Below are 16,001 nucleotides of genomic sequence, written 5' to 3' on the forward strand. Positions count from 1 at the left end.
ATCTTGATCGTTCCCACGCTCCGCGTGGGAATGCCTCTTGGGACGCTCTGCGTCCAGTGACGCGGAGCGTCACGGGCTGCATTCCCACGCAGAGCGTGGGAATGATCAGATCAAAAGATCGCAGCCTTCGGCAGCTCCTACATGGGGGATTTGTGTTGGGGCGGGAGTTTTCTGCAGACGAAAAAAAACGCCCCGAACCAGTCGGGGCGTTTTCATGTGTGGCTCAAGCGGGGGAAATTACTTGCCTTCCCAGCGCTTCAGTACCAGCGTGGCGTTGGTGCCGCCGAAGCCGAAGCTGTTGCTCATCACGGTGTTGATGGTGGCGTTCTCGCGGGTCTTGGTCAGCACCGGCAGATCGGCCACTTCAGGGTCCAGCTCGTCGATGTTGGCGGAACCGGCAATGAAGTTGCCTTCCATCATCAGCATGCAGTAGATCGCTTCGTGAACGCCAGCGGCGCCCAGGGAGTGACCGGACAGGCTCTTGGTCGAGCTGATCGCAGGTGCCTTGTCGCCGAACACTTCACGCACACCTTTCATTTCCGCAACGTCGCCGACCGGAGTCGAGGTGCCGTGGGTATTCAGGTAGTCGATCGGAGTATCAACGGTGGACATCGCCATCTGCATGCAGCGGATCGCGCCTTCGCCACTTGGGGCAACCATGTCGTAGCCGTCGGACGTCGCGCCGTAGCCAACAATTTCCGCGTAGATTTTCGCGCCACGGGCCAGAGCGTGTTCCAGCTCTTCAACCACGACCATGCCGCCACCGCCAGCGATGACGAAACCGTCACGGTCTTTGTCGTAGGCGCGGGAAGCCTGTTCCGGGGTGTCGTTACGCTTGCTGGACAGAGCGCCCATGGCGTCGAACAGGAACGACTGGCTCCAGTGCTCTTCTTCACCGCCACCGGCGAAGACGATGTCCTGCTTGCCCATCTGGATCTGTTCCATGGCGGTACCGATGCAGTGAGCACTGGTGGCGCAGGCAGAAGCGATGGAGTAGTTCAGGCCCTTGATCTTGAATGGCGTGGCCAGGCAAGCGGAAACGGTACTGCTCATGGTCCGCGTGACACGGTATGGGCCAACGCGCTTCACGCCTTTCTCGCGCAGGATGTCCAGCGCTTCCATCTGGTTCAGCGTGGAAGCACCACCGGAGCCAGCCACCAGGCCGGTACGCGGGTTGGACACTTGCTCTTCGGTCAGGCCGGAGTCAGCAATGGCGTCTTTCATGGCCAGGTAGGCGTAAGCCGCTGCGTGGCCGACAAAGCGATAGATCTTGCGATCGATCAGCTCTTCAAGGTTGAGGTCGATGGAGCCGGAAACCTGGCTACGCAGACCCATTTCGGCATATTCCGGGTTGAACCGGATGCCAGGGCGGCTTGCACGCAGGTTAGCGGAGACGGTCTCTTTGTCATTGCCCAGGCACGAAACAATGCCCAGACCAGTGATAACGACGCGGCGCATGCGAATAACCCTTAGAAGTTGTCAGTGGAGGTGAACACGCCGACGCGAAGGCCTTCGGCGGTGTAGATTTCGCGACCGTCAACAGACACCGAACCGTCGGCAATGGCCAGGTTCAGCTTGCCCTTGAGGACGCGCTTGATTTGAATGTTGTAGGTGACTTTCTTGGCGGTCGGCAGGACCTGGCCGAAGAATTTCACTTCGCCCGAACCCAGCGCACGGCCACGGCCCGGCAGGCCTTGCCAGCCCAGGAAGAAGCCGACCAGTTGCCACATGGCGTCCAGACCCAGGCAGCCCGGCATCACCGGATCACCTTCGAAGTGGCAGGCGAAGAACCACAGGTCAGGGTTGATATCCAGTTCGGCGACCAATTCACCTTTGCCGTACTTGCCACCCTCTTCACTGATATGGGTGATGCGATCCACCATCAGCATGTTCGGGGCGGGCAGTTGCGCGTTACCTGGGCCGAACAGCTCACCGCGACTGCAGCGCAGCAGATCTTCCCGAGTAAAGGCGTTTTGTTTGGTCATGCGAGCTCCTCAATAATCCCATGCGGCAGGTGGGGCAAATCTTCCCGACCGTTCGAAGCGTTCATGCCTCGAACCGGCAGCCTACTCATAGACTATTGCGTTGTGGTGAAAGTCACAGCACCAAGGACATGAATGTACACTTGTGCACTGAAATTTTTATTCAAGCCCCTTTTGAGGCTCGTTCGGGTGCCTAAGACTGCCGCACTTTCGCTTTTCACGCCAGTCGCAGATGGTCGAAAGGCCCACACTACGACACCCAGCGCTGCAGAATCTGCTGCAGATCATTACGTTTGAACGGCTTCGCCAGATAATCGTTCATGCCAGCCGACAGGCAGGTTTCCCGGTCGCCCTGCAGGGCGTTGGCGGTCAGCGCGATGATCGGCACGTCGGCGCGTCCGGGCAGGCGACGAATCTGTCGGGTCGCTTCGTAACCGTCGATGATCGGCAAGCGGCAGTCCATCAGAATCACTTCGAAATCATTGCCCTCGGCACTGCGCACGGCCTGCGCACCGTCGGTGGCGACACTGACAGTAAAGCCCAGGCTGCGCAGCATCGCCTCGATAACCGTCTGGTTGACCGGGTTGTCTTCGACCAGCAGCACATTGCGTCCTTCGCCATGGCTGTCGCCGTTGAACGCTCGCGGTGCCGCCAGTGGCGGCAGCGCCTCTTTATACAGCGCCAAGGGGATTTCCAGGGTGAACACCGAGCCGAGGCCTTCCTCACTTTGCGCGCGCAACGTACCGCCCATGCGCTCGGCGAGTGTGCGGGCAATGGGCAGGCCCAGGCCGGTGCCGCCGTAACGGCGGGAAATCGAACTGTCGGCTTGCTGGAAGGCGTTGAACATCAATTCCAGGCTTTCCGCGGAAATGCCGATGCCGCTGTCGCGCACCGAGCAGGTGAACCACAGCAGTTCGTGATCGAGCGACTGCCATTGCGCCTCGATGCTGACCCGGCCCTGTTCGGTGAATTTCAGAGCGTTGCCGACCAGATTGACCAGGATCTGCCGGATCCGCGTCGGATCGCCCTGCACCTGCAAGCCGCGCATGTCCTCGGGAATCCGCAGGTTCAGCGCCAGCCCGCGTTGCGCCGCGCTGTGCTGGAACGACTGGGCGCAGGCGCCAATCAGTTCGGCAAGGTTGAACGGAATGTGCTCCAGCTCCAGCTCCGAACGCTCGATCCGCGAGAAGTCGAGAATGTCGTTGATGACTTTCAGCAGGTGTTCGGTGGATTCGGACGCCAGGGCTGCGTACTCGACCTGTTCTTCAGTCATCTCGGTGGTTTCGAGCAATTGCAGCATGCCCAGCACGCCGTTCATCGGTGTGCGCAGTTCATGGCTCATCATCGCCAGAAAGTCGGATTTGGCGTTGTTGGCTTTTTCCGCTTCCTCGCGGGTCTGGATCAATTGGGCCATCGCCTGATGCTGTTCGCGGCTGGCCTGTTCCAGTGCCTGGGCGAGGTTATTGATGTGCTGCGACAATGCGCCGAGCTCGGTGTCATCGACAATCGGCAGCGGAGTTTTGTAGTCGCCGTCCTGAATCGCCTTGACCGCGTGGCCGATGTCGCGAATCGGCTGCGACAGACTGCCGGCCAGACGCCGCGCCAGGACAAACGTGAAGAGCAGGGCGAACAGCGCCAGAATCCCGGCCTTGAGCAGAATTTCCTGCTGGCGCTGACTGAAGGCATCGTTGGACAAGCCGACGATCACCCGCCCCAGATAATCTTCGTTCGCGGCGCCGTTAGTGACCTTGCCGTCCTGGAAAAAATCATTGTGCAGAGAGATCCGTTGCAGCCGCACCGGTGCCTGAAACACTTCGACCTGATGCGGGCGATTGTGGGCCGCCACCGGTTGTTCGACGTACACCAGAATCCGGTTGGCGCTGTCCTGCACTTCGAGAAAGCGCACGTTGGGCGTGGCCAGCGTGGCCTTGAGCAGGCTTTCCAGCACTTCGTTGTTGCCGGAAATCACCCCGTATTCGGTGGCCGGCGCCAGTTGGTTGGCGATCAGTTGGCCGGTGTGGGTCAGCTCCTGGCGCAAATCCTGAATCCGCACAAACGTGAAAAAACTGATCAACAGCAAGGTCAGCAACAGCGCCGGGCCCAGGCTGATCAGCTGGGTGCGGGTATTGATGTCCCAGCGGCGACGGAAAATCATGGACGGCGTTCTCCTTCAGCCAATGCTTTGGCAACGGACGCATCATTGGGCGGTTCGATGCCTAAGGAACGAGCCACCTGCGCATTACTTGAGACCTTGAAATGTGTCGGGTAGAGGGTTCGCGGCCAGGAGGCCGGTGGCTGGTCGAGTAATTGATCGAGCACCGTCAGCCAGTCGTTCTGGTCGCTGTAGCTACTGGCCAGACTGCCGGCACGGACAAAAGCAACGTTGGGGCCGACCAATGCCACCTGCCGCGAGTAACTGCTGAGCAGCAGGTTTTTCGCGGTTTTCGGGTTGTACAAATCGGGATCGTCGAGGCCCAGCAACACGTCGCTGTTCTTCAGCACCGCTTGCAAGGGGCGGCTGTCGTGGGTGTTGTCCCAGCGCTCGCTGACGATCTGCAGATTCAATGGCTTGGCCGCCAGAGTCAGCTCCTTGAGCAGGAACTCGCTGTGCTGGTCGAACAGCACACCGACGCGGCGCGTCTGCGGCAGAATCCGCCGGATCAATTGCAGTTGGCGGCTCAACGGTGGATCGCTCCACAACAGGCTCAAGTGTGGCGGATGAGTCGTGCCCAGGCGTTCTCGTGCCTGCAAACGAGTGATGCGCAATACCAGCGTCACCGGGCCTTGAGCATCTTGCAGGCGCCAGTCGAGGCTGGGCAGGTCGAGCAAAATCAGGCGCAGACTGGCCGGTAATTTGCCCGGTGCCGGCAAGCTGGCCAGCGGCTGGAAACGCACATTGTCAGTGGGGCGCAGTTCACTGAGTGCCTGGACGAACGCCTGCACACCGGGGCTTTCCTCGGCGCCGGTCAAGAGGATGTCGGCAGCCTGCACCGCGACGCCGTGCAGCCACGCGGTCACAAACAGACAGAGTCCGGCCAGCCAGTGGCCAAGGGTTGGCGTCTTCCGTGACGAGCCAAATCGCATCCTAGAACTCCAGCTCGGCGCTGAAATACATGACCCGGCGTTCGTCGTAATTGTTGTCGACGAACGTGGTCGGCTCATGATCAAGGCGCTGTTGCAGCACGCCGGCCAATTGCAACTGGGCTTTGCCCAGCGGAATGCGTTTGGCGATGCGTGTGTCGACCCGTTCGAAGCGGTAGCCGTTGAGCGCATTGTCGCCGTAATAGAAGAGGGCGCTGTTCCAGCCATGGCCCCAATCGCGCAGCCAACCGGCGGAACCGCTGTTTCGCGAAGTGAACTGTTGATCCAGCGGGTTGCTTGCCTCGGCATCAACGAAGGCATAGGTGAAGCGCAAGCGGTCGGCCAGGCTTACGCGCCAGTCGAGCTGGGTTTCGGTGCCGCGAAAACGTGAGCTGTTGGCGTTACTGGCGATGTACTGGTTGTTACGCAGTGGCTCGCTGATCATCCCGGTGATTTCGTCGTAGAACAGCTTCACGTCGAGCGCGAGGCCAAGCTCGGCGAAATAGCCGTTGTAGCCCAACTCCCGTGAGCGCATGTGTTCCTGATCGAGATCGCCCGGGCCACGGGTCTTGACGAAGTAGCGCGCCGACGACTGACCGTAAGCCGAGGGCCGCAGGTTGCTGACCTGATAGCTCCAGTTCACATTGTTCTCGAACATGTCCGGCGAGCGAATGGCTTCCGAGTACACCGCGCGCAGACCGTGGCGTGGATTGATCAAGTAGTTGACGGCAAATCGCGGCGTCAGCGAACTGCCGATCAGTTGCGTGTCTTCAAACATCGCCCCGCCTTGCAACAGCCAATGTTCAGTGGCGCGCCACTCCAGTTGGCCGAACGCGCGCCAGGTGGTGTCGTCGAGCGTGCCGTTGAAATAGGTTTCGGAATCGGCGCGGTCGTAACGATAGTTCATGCCGCTGACCAGGCGCAGGCTGTCGGACAGGCTGAGGGTGTCCTGCAGCTCGAGGTCGTAGCGCGACTCGCGAGCGCTCTGGTCGATGTCGCCGCACAGTGTCTGGCTGGCACCGTTGCGCCATTGATCGAGCACCCGATTGGCCAGAGCCATTTCCTGCGGCGTACCGGGCGCCGCGCCGGGGCCGGTGAACTGCGTGATGTTGCGTGCCAGACGTTCGGTGTAGTTCGGGTTGAGCTGCCACAGTTGCGTCAGCTCGGGGCTGAACGACACCTCGGCATCGCAGGCGCGCCAGGTTTGCTGACGGTCCCAGTGTTGCGCCGACGCTTGCACATAAAGGCTGTGCTCGGGGTTGATGTCGAGGTTCCAGCGTACCGAGCCGGCATAATCCTTGGCCACCACGTCGGAATTGTTCCCGGCAGCAGTAATCCCTGAAAACACCGGATGGTAGGTGTAAGGCCGTTGATTGCTGCCGTCCTTGGCGTTGACCTGCCAGTCGAGGCTCTGGTTATCGCTGAGGGTCTGGCTGACGGCGAGACTGAAACGGTTCAAGCGACGGCTGTCACGGTAATCGGCGCCGCTACGGTCGCTGTCGAAACCGTCGTCTTCCTGGCCGGACAGCGACAGGCGCAAATCACCGCCATTCCAGCCGGTGCCTTGGCTGGCATAGAAGTCATTGATGCCGCGCTGGCCCCGGGTGATCTTCAATCGCGTGCCGTGGCTGTCCGCCGTGTGGCGGGTGATGATGTTGACCACCGCCATCAGCGCGTTGGCACCGTAGCTGACGGTATTCGGCCCGCGAAAAACTTCGATGCGCTCGATGTCTTCCATGGCCACCGGAATATCGCTCCAGTCCACCGTGGCCAAACCGGCGCGGTACACCGAGCGGCCATCGATCAATACCTGCATGCGCCGCGCTTCGGTGGCATTGGTGCCGTGGTAATTGACCGCCGCCTGATTGCCGCTGATGTTGCCGACCATCATGCCTGGCACCAGGCGCAGCAGTTCGCTGATGTCGCGCGCGCCGCTGGCGTGGATCAACTCACTGTCGAGCACGGTCATGCTCCCCGGCACTTCCGCCGGCGTTTGTTTCAGCCGGGTGGCCGTCAGTACCTGCGGCAGCGCTTCGCCGTCCATAAACAGATCGTCCGCCTGCAAGACCGGGCTGAACAGCAGCGCCAGTAACAGTGATGAACGCGGGGGAGGGGAACCGACAGACACGACACAGCCTTGAAAGCAAAGAATTGGCGCGCATGTTAACCGAGGGCAGCGACTTTTCCAGTCACGTTGCAGGCATTTTCCTAGGTTTTATTGGTCTTCTTCCTACAAGTGCCGGTAATTGACGCAGGGGCTGGCCGCCATCGGGTCGCCCCGTATAATGCCGGCATCGCCACTGGTATGGATTAACGGATTGCATATGACTGAACAGCGCCCGATTGCGGTCCTGGGAGGCGGAAGTTTTGGTACCGCCGTGGCCAATTTACTGGCCGAGAACGGCCATCAAGTCCTGCAGTGGATGCGTGACCCCGAGCAGGCCGAGGCCATCCGGGTCAATCGCGAAAACCCGCGTTACCTTAAAGGCATCAAGATTCTCCCAGGTGTGACCGCAGTCACCGACCTGCAAGCCACGCTCGACGCCTGCGATCTGTGCTTTGTCGCGCTGCCGTCCAGCGCGCTGCGCACGGTGCTGGCTGCCCACGCCGAGCGTCTGAGCGGCAAAATGCTGGTCAGCCTGACCAAAGGCATCGAAGCCCAGACTTTCAAACTGATGAGCCAGATTCTCGAAGAGATCGCCCCGCAGGCACGCATCGGCGTGCTGTCCGGGCCGAACCTTGCACGCGAGATCGCCGAACACGCGCTGACCGCCACCGTGGTCGCCAGTGAAGACGAAGATCTGTGCAAAGCAGTGCAAGCCGCGCTACACGGCCGCACCTTCCGCGTTTATGCGAGCGCCGACCGCTTCGGCGTCGAGTTGGGCGGGGCGTTGAAGAACGTCTACGCAATCATCGCCGGCATGGCGGTGGCGCTGGAGATGGGCGAGAACACCAAAAGCATGCTGATCACTCGCGCCCTGGCCGAGATGACCCGGTTTGCGGTGAATCAGGGCGCCAACCCAATGACCTTCCTCGGTCTGGCCGGCGTCGGCGATTTGATCGTCACCTGCTCGTCGCCGAAGAGTCGCAACTATCAGGTCGGTTTCGCCCTCGGTCAGGGCTTGAGTCTGGACGAAGCGGTGTCGCGCCTCGGTGAAGTCGCCGAAGGGGTCAACACCTTGAAGGTGCTCAAGGCCAAATCGCAGGAAGTCGGTGTGTACATGCCGCTGGTCGCCGGGCTGCACGCGATCCTCTTTGAGGGACGCACGCTGGAGCAGGTGATCGGTCTACTGATGCGAGCCGAGCCGAAAACCGACGTCGACTTTATTTCCACCAGTGGTTTCAACTGAGTGAGCCGGGAGTAGCAAGCCATGAACGATCCGAAAACCGAAGCCAAGTACGAATCCATCCTCCTGCGGGTGCTGTGGATGATCGTCTACGTGCTGGTCTGGCAGGTGGCGCAGTTCATCCTCGGCGCGGTGGTGCTGGTGCAACTGATCTATCGTTTGATCTATGGCGCGCCGAGCGCCAGCCTGATGAATTTCGGCGACAGCCTGAGCCAGTTCCTGGCGCAGATCGGCCGTTTCGGCAGTTTCCACAGCGACCAGAAACCGTGGCCGTTTGCCGACTGGCCAACGCCGCGTACCCCGGAAGGTGAAGCGCCGCACGCCGTCGCCCCTGCACCGCATCCGGTCCGAGATGAGGAACCCAAGCTATGAAACTCTGGGTATTGCGTCACGGTGAGGCCGTGCCTTATGGCTCGTGTCCCGACTCCGAACGGGAGCTGACCGAGCACGGTCGCAAAGAAGCCTTGAGCAGCGCCGCACGCTTGATCGGCCAGCCGCTGACGGCGATTTATGCCAGCCCCTACCTGCGCGCACAGCAGACCGCGCAGATTGTTCGCGAGGCGCTGGGTTTCGAACCGGAGATTCGCACGGTCGAATGGCTGACCCCGGAGGTTGATCCGGACAAGGTCACCGATCAATTGGTGTCGGTGAGCAATGTGCTGCTGGTCAGCCATAACCCGTTGGTGGGCAATCTGCTCAGTTATCTGCAGCATGGCGCCGGGTATCCGCCGGAGAAGGTCAGCACCGCGGGGCTGGCCGAGCTGGAAAGTCCTGAACTGTTGATTGGCTCGATGACCCTTAACAGCCTCAAACACCCCTGAAGTTGTGAACACCGCCCCCTGTAGGAGTGAGCCTGCTCGCGATGAGGCCGTGTCAGTCGACATAAATACCGCCTGATAATCCGCAATCGCGAGCAGGCTCACTCCTACAGGTACCGCGTACACCTGAAATTATTTGTGTGAATTTTCCAACCAAGCACTTGCTTGGTTGACTACGCTTGCTCCAGACCTAAAAACAGGAGCGAGTCGCATGTCTGCCGCCTTCCGTTTGCCGTTGGACGTGTTTTATGAACGTGAAGCCCGGCATCCGCGCCAGCGCTTCCTCGTGCAGCCCACGGGCGGCGGACAGGTCGAAACACTGAGTTGGGCCGACGTCGGTCACCAGGCCCGCTGTGCTGCGCACTGGCTGCGCGCCCGCGAGTTGCCGCAAGGCAGCCACATCGCCCTGATCTCGAAAAACTGCGCGCACTGGATCATCGCCGATCTGGCCATCTGGATGGCCGGGCACGTCTCCGTTCCGTTGTATCCCAACCTTACCGCTGACTCCGTCGCGCAAGTGCTCAGTCACTCGGAAAGCGTTCTTGCGTTCATTGGCAAATTGGATGACTGGCCGAGCATGTCGCAAGGCGTGCCGGCGGATCTGCCGACCATCAGCCTGCCGCTGCACCCGCCCGGCGCGTTCGATTTCAACTGGACAGACTTGCAGCGCAGTTCGCCGATTCAGGACGATCCGCGTCCACCCGCCGAGCAATTGGCAACCATCATCTACACCTCTGGCACCACCGGCCTGCCCAAGGGCGTGATGCACAGTTTCGGCAATTTCGGGTTTGCCGCGAGCCGTGGCACGCGATTGTTCGGCCTTAATGAAAATGACCGGCTGCTTTCGTATTTGCCGCTGTGCCACGTCGCCGAGCGCATGTTTGTCGAGCTGGCCTCGATCTACACCGGGCAGACCGTGTTCTTTGCCGAAAGCCTCGACACGTTTATCACTGACCTGCAGCGTGCACGGCCGACCGCGCTGTTTGGCGTGCCGCGCATCTGGACCAAATTCCAGATGGGCGTGTACAGCAAGATCCCGGCGAAACGCCTGGATTGGCTCCTCGGGCTGCCGTTCATTGGCCAGCGCGTCGGGCACAAAGTGCTTGCGGGGCTGGGGCTCGATGCCTTGCGCGTGGCGTTGTCCGGCGCGGCGGCGGTGCCGCAGACGTTGCTCGACTGGTACCAGAAACTCGGCCTTGATGTGCTGGAGGTCTATGGCTTGACCGAAAGTTGCGGTTATTCGCACATTTGCCTGCCGGGGCAATACCGCCAAGGCTGGATCGGCAGGCCGTGCCCGGATGTCGAGGTGCGAATCGACGCATCCGGCGAGGTGCAGATACGCAGTCAGGCGATCATGCTCGGCTACTTCAAGGAGCAGCAGAAAACCGCTGAGACGATTACCGAGGATGGCTTTCTGCGCACTGGCGACAAGGGTGAGCAGGATGGCGAAGGGCGTTTGCGCCTGACCGGGCGACTCAAGGAAATCTTCAAGACCAGCAAGGGCAAGTACGTCGCGCCGGCGCCGATCGAAAATCGCCTGGCCGTGCATTCACGCATCGAACAGGTGTGTGTCGTCGGCGAGGGGCTGAGTGCGCCATTGGGTTTGTGCGTGCTCTCGACGGTCAATCATCAGGAGGCCCGGGCGAGCCTGCATTCGAGCCTGGAGAAACTGCTGGAAGAGGTCAACGCCGTGCTCGACAAGCATGAGCAACTGCGGCGTCTGGTGGTGGTCAAGGACAGCTGGGCGGTGGAAAACGGCTTTCTGACCCCGACCCTGAAGCTCAAGCGCAATGTCATCGAAGCCACTTACGGTGCCCGCTTCGAAGAATGGAGCGAGCGCAGTGAGGCGGTGCTGTGGCAGGATTGAGCGACGACTAAAACAACAAAGGAAGTCTGCGATGAGCTTGTGGCGTACCACTCCCGACATCGAGCAGTTGAACGCAATCCAGAAAAACACCATCGGCGAAGTGCTGGACATCCGCTTCGAAGCGTTCGACGAAGAGTCGCTGACGGCGAGCATGGTCATCGACCATCGCACGCATCAGCCTTACGGTTTGCTGCACGGCGGCGCCTCGGTGGTGCTGGCGGAAACTGTCGGCTCGATGGCCAGCTATCTGTGCATCGATGCCAGCAAATTCTATTGCGTGGGGCTTGAGATCAACGCCAACCATTTGCGCGGCTTGCGCAGTGGCCGGGTGACGGCGGTGGCCAAGCCTATTCATATCGGGCGCACCACGCACGTGTGGGATATCCGTTTGACCAGCGACGAAGGCAAGGCCAGTTGTGTGTCGCGGCTGACCATGGCTGTGGTGCCGCTGGGTGAGCAGCCGCCGGCGCGCTGACGGTTTTTCAAGATCAAAGGATCGCAGCCTGCGGCAACTCCTACGGGGGTACATATGTCAGGCTGCGATCTTTTGCTTCTGAAGCATCTCCACCACCCTTTCTGGCAGTTATGGTCATTGCTGTGAGGCAAGGTCTTACGGACAATCAACCCCACGTTTCCCGCTCATGGATTTGCCCGTATGTCGCAACCGATCTTTTTCGCCCACGCCAACGGGTTTCCCTCGGGCACCTATGGCAAGTTGTTCGCGGCGCTGGCGCCCGAGTACCGGGTCGCGCATCTGGAACAGCATGCCCATGACCCGCGCTTCCCCGCTGATGACAACTGGTACAACCTGGTCGATGAGCTGATCCATCACTTGCAACAGCAGGATCAGCCGGTGTGGGGCGTCGGTCATTCCTTTGGTGGCGTCCTGCACCTGCACGCAGCACTGCGTTGCCCTGAACTGTATCGCGGCGTGGTGATGCTTGATTCGCCGGTGCTGACCCGTACCGATCAGTGGGTGATACGCGCGGCCAAGCGTTTCGGTTTTATCGACAGGCTGACACCGGCCGGCCGCACGTTGGGCCGGCGTGAAGAGTTTGCCGATCTCGACAGCGCGCGCAGCTACTTTGCCGGCAAAACCCTGTTTCGCGGTTTCGACCCGGAGTGCTTCGACGCCTATTTGCAACACGGTCTGCATCCGGTCGGCGACAAGCTGCGCCTGCGTTTTGATCCAGCAACCGAAATCAGCATCTATCGCGGTGTGCCGCACACCAGCCCGGGCCGCACTCGCCAATTGCAGGTGCCGCTGGCGGTGGTGCGCGGACACAAGAGCAGCGTGGTGATGCGCCATCACACCCGTTTCGTCTCGCGCATGCCGCAAGGCGAAGCGCTGAGCATGCCCGGCGGCCATATGTTCCCGCTCGAGCGCCCGCAGGACACGGCGCGGTTGCTGAAAACCCTGTTCAGCCGCTGGGAAAACCGTCAGGACAAGGATTGCGCATGAGCCCGACCTTTGAAGAAGTGCGCCTGAGCCTGCCACACATCGAACTGGCGGCGCATTTGTTCGGGCCCGAGGACGGTTTGCCGGTCATTGCCCTGCACGGCTGGCTCGACAACGCCAACAGCTTCGCCCGGTTGGCGCCGAAGCTGAAGGGCTTGCGCATTATTGCGCTGGACATGGCCGGGCACGGGCATTCCGGGCATCGGCCGCAGGGGGCTGGCTATGCGTTGTGGGATTACGCCCATGACGTGTTGCAAGTCGCCGAGCAACTGGGCTGGCAGCGTTTCGGCCTGCTCGGGCATTCGATGGGCGCCATTGTGTCCATGGTGCTGGCGGGTTCATTGCCGGAGCGCATCACGCATCTGGCGTTGATTGATGGCGTGATTCCTCCTACGGACAAAGGCGAAAATGCTGCCGAGCGCATGGGCATGGCCCTGCAAGCGCAACTGGATCTGCGCGAGAAGCGCAAACCGGTTTACAACACCCTCGACCGTGCGATCGAAGCGCGCATGAAAGGTCTGGTAGCGGTCAGTCGCGAAGCGGCGCAGTTGTTGGCTCAGCGTGGACTGATGCCGGTGCCTGGCGGTTACACGTGGCGCACCGACAATCGCCTGACCTTGCCGTCGCCACTGCGCCTGACCGAGGAGCAGGCAATGGCGTTCGTTGCGCGCATCGGCTGCCCCGCGCAATTGGTGGTCGCCGCCGACGGCATGCTGGCCAGGCACCCGGAGTTGCTGGAGCGTCTACCCTTTAGCCGGGAACAGTTGCCAGGCGGGCACCATTTGCACCTGAACGACGAGGCCGGGGCGGATCTTGTCGCAGACTGTTTCAATCGCTTCTTCGCCATTCCTTGACTTGCCGCAGGCAACTGTCGAGGCTGGGCGGGTTGAAATGGGAGACAACCACGATGGATTTCTATACCGCTGCGACCCCGAATAACACAGTCATGCCGATCCGATGAGCCTGACTACGCGGTCACTCAGTCTGTTGGCGCTGTGCTGTTTCAGTTCCGTTTCTTTCGCCGCCGATGTGCCTGGCAGTCAGGATCTGCAGATCGTGCCGCGCCTGGCCGATGCGCAAATTGTCGACTATCGGCCGAGCGTCGAGCTCGAACGCATCTACCCGCTGGGCTCGATCCGCAAGATCAGCGGCCAATTACGTTTCGACGGCCAGGTCACTGCCCGTGGCCAGACCACGTCGGTGACCTATGAATTGCCGCCCGAACACTCCGCCACCGAAGCCTTCACCGCCGCCCGCGAGGCCCTGCAAAAACAGGACGCCGAGTTGCTGTTCTGGTGCCAGGCCCGCGATTGCGGCGAGAGCAGCCTGTGGGCCAATGAGGTGTTCGGCAACTCCAAGCTGTACGGCGCCGATGAACAACAGGCGTATCTGTTGTTGAGACTGGCCGCTCCGCGCGACAACACGCTGGTGGCGCTTTACAGCATCACTCGCGGCAATCGCAAAGCCTATCTGCACGTCGAGCAGTTCGAGGCTACGGCACCGTTGGGCGAGCTGTTGCCCACCTCGGCGACCCTGCTGCGCCAGCTCAAGAGCACCGGCGAGCTGGATTTTCCGAAACTGGTGAATGATCCGGATGACACCTGGCTGCGGCTGATCTCCCGGGGCTTGAACCTCGACACCACCCAGCGGATCACGGTGTCCGGGCCGAAAGCCGAAGCGTGGCGCCAGGCCCTGATCAATCAGGGCGTGCGCGCGGCACGCATGGAGACAGGCAGCGTCGATGGCGTGGGCCTGCGCATCGATCTGTTGCGTTAAGCTGTGCCGGGCGAGCACGCGTGGCGTGTTCGCCTACTCTTGGCCTGACTGACTTTTTCGAGATCTCACATGCTCAATAACGATCGACTGCTGGTGCAGATCCTGCTGCTGGTGTTGTTTGGCGCCAGCTTCTGGGTGATGGCGCCGTTCTGGTCGGCGCTGTTCTGGGGCGCGGTGCTGGCGTTCGCCAGTTGGCCACTGATGCGCTTGCTGACCCGATTGCTCAAGGGACGCGAGGCTTTGGCTGCGGCGATTTTGACCCTCGGCTGGATGTTGCTGGTGGCGGCGCCGCTGGTCTGGCTGGGGTTCAACCTGGCCGATCATGTGCGCGATGCCACGGCGTTTATCAAAGATGTACAGGTTGATGGCCTGCCGGAGGCGCCGGTCTGGCTGGGCACTGTGCCGTTTGTGGGCGAACGGCTGGTCGGCCTCTGGAACAGCATCGATCAGCAGGGCGCGGCATTGATGGTGTCGATCAAGCCGTATCTGGGGCAGGTCGGCAACTGGTTGCTGGCGCGCAGTGCGCAGATTGGGGGCGGGATTCTCGAGCTGACGCTGAGCATTGTCTTTGTGTTCTTTTTCTACCGCGACGGGCCCCGGCTGGCGGCGTTTGTTCATAGTTTGCTGGAGCGGTTGATTGGTGATCGCGCCGGGTATTACATCGAGCTGGTGGCCGGTACGGTGCAGCGGGTGGTCAACGGTGTGATTGGTACGGCGGCGGCGCAGGCGATTCTGGCGTTGATCGGCTTTCTGATTGCCGGGGTGCCGGGGGCGCTGGTGTTGGGGATAGTGACGTTCCTGCTCAGTCTGATTCCGATGGGGCCGCCGTTGGTGTGGGTGCCGGCCACGGCTTGGCTGGCCTGGAAGGGTGAGTATGGGATGGCGGTGTTTCTCGGGATCTGGGGGACGTTCATCATCAGTGGCGTGGATAACGTGCTCAAGCCGTATCTGATCAGCCGCGGCGGGAATTTGCCGTTGGTGATTGTCTTGCTCGGGGTGTTTGGCGGGTTGATTGCGTTTGGGTTTATCGGTTTGTTTATCGGGCCTACGTTGTTGGCGGTGGCTTACAGTTTGTTGACGGATTGGAGCAAGAGTCAGTCGCGGGTTGAGGAGCGGCGTTGATTTTTTGGGGTGGATCCGTTGCTGCGGTAACGGCTGCTTAGGGTTCCGCCCTTACGGCGGGTCACTTTTGGCAAACGCCCCAAAAGTAACCAAAAGGTCTGTGCCCTGACGTTCGGCCCGCTCGCTGGGGCTCGGGGTTCCTTCGCTCCGGGATCGATCCGGGGGCATCGCCTCCGGTTTGCTGCGCTGCACCTCCTCTCGATGTGTTCGACTTCGTCGAACGGTCGCTGCGCTCCCACCCCCGGATCAATCCCTCCACTCAGCCTGCCGACGGGCCTTCAGATCAAGATCAAGGGCTGCACTCGAGCTAACGCTCATTGTGTTGAGTGGTTAGAAGCATGCGGTCGGCTTTTGATTTCTGTAGGAGTGAGCCTGCTCGCGATGACGGCCTGACCGCCAACCCATTTCCCTCTGAATGCACCCGATTCAAATTGTGGGAGCCTGCCGATGGGCCTTCAGATCAAGATCAAGAGCTGCACTCGAGCTAACGCTCATTGTGTTGAGTGGTTAGAAGCATGCGGTCGGCTTTTGATTTCTGTAGGAGTGAGC

The 16,001-nt window shown here is 60.9% G+C and carries 14 protein-coding genes; 9 read left to right on the forward strand and 5 right to left on the reverse strand.

The window, feature by feature from the left end:
- Nucleotides 1-237 precede the first annotated feature (237 nt).
- The 5 genes from fabB to ACQ4MY_RS28385 form a co-directional block, all read right to left on the reverse strand.
- Nucleotides 238-1,458, reverse strand: coding sequence for a beta-ketoacyl-ACP synthase I (fabB, locus tag ACQ4MY_RS28365; RefSeq protein WP_008087472.1), 1,221 nt, complete (start codon nt 1,456-1,458; stop codon nt 238-240).
- Nucleotides 1,459-1,469: 11 nt separating this feature from the next.
- Complete coding sequence (gene fabA / locus ACQ4MY_RS28370; RefSeq protein WP_003172830.1) at nt 1,470-1,985, reverse strand: 3-hydroxyacyl-[acyl-carrier-protein] dehydratase FabA; 516 nt, start codon at nt 1,983-1,985, stop codon at nt 1,470-1,472.
- A 247-nt stretch (nt 1,986-2,232) separates the two neighbouring features.
- Nucleotides 2,233-4,137 (reverse strand): response regulator, encoded by a 1,905-nt coding sequence (locus ACQ4MY_RS28375; RefSeq protein WP_440097192.1) that lies wholly within the window; start codon nt 4,135-4,137, stop codon nt 2,233-2,235.
- Nucleotides 4,134-5,066, reverse strand: coding sequence for an ABC transporter substrate-binding protein (locus ACQ4MY_RS28380; RefSeq protein ID WP_440097193.1), 933 nt, complete (start codon nt 5,064-5,066; stop codon nt 4,134-4,136). The genes ACQ4MY_RS28375 and ACQ4MY_RS28380 overlap by 4 nt, the downstream gene beginning before the upstream one ends.
- 1 nt (nt 5,067) lies before the next feature.
- Nucleotides 5,068-7,191, reverse strand: a complete 2,124-nt coding sequence (locus ACQ4MY_RS28385) for a TonB-dependent receptor plug domain-containing protein (RefSeq protein ID WP_440097194.1) — start codon at nt 7,189-7,191, stop codon at nt 5,068-5,070.
- 196 nt (nt 7,192-7,387) lie between these two features.
- Between ACQ4MY_RS28385 and ACQ4MY_RS28390 the strand changes: the two genes are divergently transcribed.
- The 9 genes from ACQ4MY_RS28390 to ACQ4MY_RS28430 all read left to right on the forward strand — a co-directional run bounded on the left by ACQ4MY_RS28390 (nt 7,388) and on the right by ACQ4MY_RS28430 (nt 15,452).
- Complete coding sequence (locus ACQ4MY_RS28390) at nt 7,388-8,413, forward strand: NAD(P)H-dependent glycerol-3-phosphate dehydrogenase (RefSeq protein WP_159814978.1); 1,026 nt, start codon at nt 7,388-7,390, stop codon at nt 8,411-8,413.
- Nucleotides 8,414-8,434: 21 nt separating this feature from the next.
- Nucleotides 8,435-8,782, forward strand: coding sequence for a DUF4389 domain-containing protein (locus ACQ4MY_RS28395; RefSeq protein ID WP_008087808.1), 348 nt, complete (start codon nt 8,435-8,437; stop codon nt 8,780-8,782).
- On the forward strand, nt 8,779-9,231 hold the full coding sequence (gene sixA, locus ACQ4MY_RS28400; protein ID WP_007917466.1) for a phosphohistidine phosphatase SixA: 453 nt from the start codon (nt 8,779-8,781) through the stop codon (nt 9,229-9,231). Before ACQ4MY_RS28395 ends, sixA begins: the two co-directional genes overlap by 4 nt.
- A 208-nt stretch (nt 9,232-9,439) precedes the next feature.
- On the forward strand, nt 9,440-11,095 hold the full coding sequence (locus ACQ4MY_RS28405; protein WP_440097196.1) for an AMP-binding protein: 1,656 nt from the start codon (nt 9,440-9,442) through the stop codon (nt 11,093-11,095).
- Nucleotides 11,096-11,126: 31 nt separating this feature from the next.
- Complete coding sequence (locus tag ACQ4MY_RS28410) at nt 11,127-11,570, forward strand: hotdog fold thioesterase (RefSeq protein ID WP_008087813.1); 444 nt, start codon at nt 11,127-11,129, stop codon at nt 11,568-11,570.
- A gap of 180 nt (nt 11,571-11,750) precedes the next feature.
- Entirely contained in the window at nt 11,751-12,557 is an 807-nt protein-coding gene (locus ACQ4MY_RS28415; protein WP_008087815.1) for an alpha/beta fold hydrolase, read from the forward strand.
- Nucleotides 12,554-13,408 (forward strand): alpha/beta hydrolase, encoded by an 855-nt coding sequence (locus ACQ4MY_RS28420; RefSeq protein WP_008087817.1) that lies wholly within the window; start codon nt 12,554-12,556, stop codon nt 13,406-13,408. Before ACQ4MY_RS28415 ends, ACQ4MY_RS28420 begins: the two co-directional genes overlap by 4 nt.
- Nucleotides 13,409-13,511: 103 nt before the next feature.
- The gene (locus ACQ4MY_RS28425) at nt 13,512-14,330 is read left to right on the forward strand and encodes a DUF4892 domain-containing protein (RefSeq protein WP_440097197.1); all 819 of its coding nucleotides are present in this window, start codon (nt 13,512-13,514) and stop codon (nt 14,328-14,330) included.
- Between the two features lie 69 nt (nt 14,331-14,399).
- Complete coding sequence (locus ACQ4MY_RS28430; RefSeq protein ID WP_008087822.1) at nt 14,400-15,452, forward strand: AI-2E family transporter; 1,053 nt, start codon at nt 14,400-14,402, stop codon at nt 15,450-15,452.
- Nucleotides 15,453-16,001: the final 549 nt, after the last annotated feature.

Source organism: Pseudomonas sp. SM4, from assembly GCF_051913165.1.
Lineage (GTDB): Bacteria > Pseudomonadota > Gammaproteobacteria > Pseudomonadales > Pseudomonadaceae > Aquipseudomonas.

Bases quoted from the DNA above. Each gene is read 5' to 3' on its own strand.
- fabB (WP_008087472.1), bottom strand. From the start codon at position 1,458: ATGCGCCGCGTCGTTATCACTGGTCTGGGCATTGTTTCGTGCCTGGGC.
- fabA (WP_003172830.1), bottom strand. From the start codon at position 1,985: ATGACCAAACAAAACGCCTTTACTCGGGAAGATCTGCTGCGCTGCAGT.
- ACQ4MY_RS28375 (WP_440097192.1), bottom strand. From the start codon at position 4,137: ATGATTTTCCGTCGCCGCTGGGACATCAATACCCGCACCCAGCTGATC.
- ACQ4MY_RS28380 (WP_440097193.1), bottom strand. From the start codon at position 5,066: ATGCGATTTGGCTCGTCACGGAAGACGCCAACCCTTGGCCACTGGCTG.
- ACQ4MY_RS28390 (WP_159814978.1), top strand. From the start codon at position 7,388: ATGACTGAACAGCGCCCGATTGCGGTCCTGGGAGGCGGAAGTTTTGGT.
- ACQ4MY_RS28395 (WP_008087808.1), top strand. From the start codon at position 8,435: ATGAACGATCCGAAAACCGAAGCCAAGTACGAATCCATCCTCCTGCGG.
- sixA (WP_007917466.1), top strand. From the start codon at position 8,779: ATGAAACTCTGGGTATTGCGTCACGGTGAGGCCGTGCCTTATGGCTCG.
- ACQ4MY_RS28405 (WP_440097196.1), top strand. From the start codon at position 9,440: ATGTCTGCCGCCTTCCGTTTGCCGTTGGACGTGTTTTATGAACGTGAA.
- ACQ4MY_RS28410 (WP_008087813.1), top strand. From the start codon at position 11,127: ATGAGCTTGTGGCGTACCACTCCCGACATCGAGCAGTTGAACGCAATC.
- ACQ4MY_RS28415 (WP_008087815.1), top strand. From the start codon at position 11,751: ATGTCGCAACCGATCTTTTTCGCCCACGCCAACGGGTTTCCCTCGGGC.
- ACQ4MY_RS28420 (WP_008087817.1), top strand. From the start codon at position 12,554: ATGAGCCCGACCTTTGAAGAAGTGCGCCTGAGCCTGCCACACATCGAA.
- ACQ4MY_RS28425 (WP_440097197.1), top strand. From the start codon at position 13,512: ATGAGCCTGACTACGCGGTCACTCAGTCTGTTGGCGCTGTGCTGTTTC.
- ACQ4MY_RS28430 (WP_008087822.1), top strand. From the start codon at position 14,400: ATGCTCAATAACGATCGACTGCTGGTGCAGATCCTGCTGCTGGTGTTG.